Genomic DNA, 3085 nt, shown 5'->3' with positions numbered 1-3085 from the left:
CGGCATCCACCCACTTGGAAAACAGCGCGCGAATCACCACTAAGAGAAGCAGCGTGACCAGAAAGCCGAAAAACGCCTGGCGAACCTGCGCTGCCTTGAACACCCAATCACCGCGGATCAGCAGTGCCAGCAGGATCAGGCCGACCACGATGTCGAACGGGCGCATGCTGCCCACGGTCCAGATATAGCGCCAGGTGGTGTTGTCAGCCAACGGTGCATTGAGGCTGTGGAACAGCCACTCGTCGAAAGTCAGGCACAGGATCTGGCCAAAAGGCCATAACCAGAAACACAGTAGAGCGATCGGCAGCAGCGTGCAGGCTGCCAGCGGTCCCCAGGACCACCTTGCTTGGAACAGTGGTCGATTATCCATAAGATACCTCTATCTCCTATAAGGGAAACGAGCGCCTGAAGGCGCTCTGCGATGGGATTACTGATTCCCTTTCATTATTTTGTCATCATTTTCAGATAGCCAGACAACCATGAGCGACTTGCCAGAAAAAGATTTCACCCAACGTTTCATCTTCGACGAGCGCGATGTGCGCGGCGAGTGGGTGTCTCTCGATGACAGCTACGCTGCAGTGCTGGCGCGTCATGAATACCCGCAGCCGGTGCAAACCCTGCTTGGCGAGCTGATGGCCGCCACCGCTTTGCTGGTCGGTGCCTTGAAGTTCGATGGCCTGCTGATACTGCAGGCGCGCTCCGCCGGGCCGATCCCGCTGCTGATGGTCGAGTGCTCCGGTGACCGTGATATCCGCGGCATGGCCCGATACGAGGCGGATCAGATCCCGGCCGACGCCAGCCTGGCGCAGCTGATGCCCGACGGCCACCTGACCCTGACCATCGACCCGGTCAAGGGCCAGCGTTATCAGGGGACCGTCGACCTCGATGGTGCCAACCTCTCGGAGTGCTTCACCAACTACTTCGTTCAGTCCCAGCAGTTGAACACGCGGTTCTGGCTGAATGCCGAAGCTGGCAAGGCGCGCGGCCTGCTGCTGCAGCAACTGCCACGCGATCGCCAGCCGGACGATGAAGAGCGCGAAGACAGCTGGCAGCACGTGGTTGCCCTGGCCCAGACCCTCAAGCCGCAAGAGTGGGCAGAAGCCAATGAAACCCTGCTGCACCGCCTGTACCACGAAGATGCCGTGCGCCTGTTCGATGAACAGCCGCTGCGCTTCAAATGCAGCTGCTCACGCGAACGTTCCGGCAATGCCCTGGTCAGCCTGGGTGAGCATGACGCCAAGGCACTGGTGCAAGAGTGCGGTGGGCAGGTAGAGATCGATTGCCAGTTCTGCAACCAGCGCTATTTCTTCGACGCCAGCGATGTGGCGCAACTGTTTGCCGGTGGCGGCACGGACGTGGCCTCAGAAACTCGCCACTGAAACGTTTAAGCTCAGGAAAATCTCCTGTCGAATTGCGCAAAAACGCAGTTCTGACAGGAGGGGCCTACTTTTTTTGGGCTTTTCTGGCATAATCCGGCCACTTTTTTCGCTGTAGTAGTTTTTTCGGAACAACTACAAAACGTTTGGAGCACTCGGCCTCGGGCCGGATGGGGTATCTCATGACGCAAGCCAATAACACCGTGTACACCGACCTGAGCGTCGATGAGCTGGTAAAAGAAGCGCTGCAACGCGGTGAAGGTGTACTAGCCGATACCGGCGCGCTGGTCGTGGAGACCGGTCACCGTACTGGCCGTTCGCCGGCTGACCGTTTCATCGTCGAAGAGCCTTCCACCCAGGACGCCATCGCCTGGGGCCCGATCAACCGCAAGTTCCCGGCCGACAAGTTCGATGCCCTGTGGGACCGCGTCGAGGCGTTCAACAACGCCCAGGATCACTTCGTTTCCTACGTTCACGTAGGGGCTGCCGCCGAGCACTACCTGCCGGTGAAAATGACCACCCAGACTGCCTGGCAGAACCTGTTCGGCCGTTGCCTGTTCATCAACCCTGAGCAGTACAACCCGGCGGGTCGCGACGAGTGGCAGGTGCTCAACGTGGCCAACTTCGAGTGCGTACCTGAGCGTGATGGCACCAACTCCGACGGTTGCGTGATCATCAACTTCGCGCAGAAGAAAGTGCTGATCGCCGGCATGCGCTACGCCGGTGAAATGAAGAAAGCCATGTTCTCGGTGCAGAACTTCCTGCTGCCGGCTGCCGACGTGCTGCCAATGCACTGCGCGGCCAACATCGGCGAAGCAGGCGATGTAACCCTGTTCTTCGGCCTGTCCGGCACCGGCAAAACCACCCTGTCGGCCGACGAAAGCCGTTACCTGATCGGTGACGACGAGCACGGTTGGGGCGAAGGCGTTGTCTTCAACATCGAAGGCGGCTGCTATGCCAAGTGCATCGACCTGTCCGAGAAGAACGAGCCGGTCATCTGGAAAGCCATCAAGCACGGTGCGGTGCTGGAAAACGTCGTTCTCGACGCCAACCAGCACGCCGACTACGCCGATGTCAGCCTGACCCAGAACAGCCGTGCAGCCTACCCGCTGGAGCACGTTGCCAAGCGTTCGGAAAAGAACCTGGGCGGTGAGCCAAACGCGGTGATCTTCCTGACCTGCGACCTGACCGGTGTTCTGCCTCCGGTGTCGATCCTGAACAACGAGCAGGCTGCCTACCACTTCCTGTCCGGTTACACCGCGCTGGTCGGCTCCACCGAAATGGGCTCGGGCGGCGGCATCAAGTCGACCTTCTCGACCTGCTTCGGTGCACCGTTCTTCCCACGCCCGGCTGGCGAGTACGCCGAGCTGCTGATCAAGCGTATCAACGGCTTCAATTCCAAGGTCTACCTGGTCAACACCGGCTGGACCGGTGGTGGCTACGGCGTTGGCAAGCGCTTCAGCATTCCGACCACCCGCGCGGTGATCGCTGCCATCCAGAGCGGCGCGCTGGTCGGTGCCGAAACCGAGCACCTGGACATCATCAACCTGGACGTACCGAAGGCCGTCCCAGGCGTTGATACCGAACTGCTCAACCCGCGTACTAACTGGGCTGACAAAGCTGCCTACGACGAGGCCGCCAAAGGCCTGGCCAAGCTGTTCATCGAGAACTTCAAGAAGTTTGAAGTTTCCGACGCCATCAAGGCCGCT

2 protein-coding genes and 1 pseudogene are annotated in these 3085 nt (G+C 59.9%); 2 read left to right on the top strand and 1 reads right to left on the bottom strand.

What is annotated here, in order from left to right; genetic code table 11:
- A pseudogene (locus APH30_RS26575) lies at positions 1–370 on the bottom strand (phosphoesterase); the annotation flags it as partial.
- A 109-nt stretch (positions 371–479) separates the two neighbouring features.
- On the opposite strand from APH30_RS26575, the gene hslO reads away from it, so the two are divergent.
- Together hslO and APH30_RS26565 are read left to right on the top strand one after the other, a co-directional pair.
- Positions 480–1379 carry an Hsp33 family molecular chaperone HslO gene (gene hslO / locus APH30_RS26570; RefSeq protein WP_054905720.1) on the top strand — a complete coding sequence of 300 codons (900 nt, stop codon included), beginning with the start codon at positions 480–482 and terminating at the stop codon, positions 1377–1379.
- Positions 1380–1558: 179 nt separating this feature from the next.
- Positions 1559–3085: phosphoenolpyruvate carboxykinase (locus tag APH30_RS26565; RefSeq protein WP_054914200.1), on the top strand; the 1527-nt coding region annotated here is incomplete at its 3' end.

It is taken from the genome of Pseudomonas sp. NBRC 111127 (genome assembly GCF_001320345.1).
Lineage (GTDB): Bacteria > Pseudomonadota > Gammaproteobacteria > Pseudomonadales > Pseudomonadaceae > Aquipseudomonas > Aquipseudomonas juntendi.
The sequence above is the reverse complement of the archived record's forward strand: the minus strand, read 5'-3'. Positions and strand labels throughout refer to the sequence as shown.

Bases quoted from the DNA above. Each gene is read 5' to 3' on its own strand.
- hslO (WP_054905720.1), top strand. From the start codon at position 480: ATGAGCGACTTGCCAGAAAAAGATTTCACCCAACGTTTCATCTTCGAC.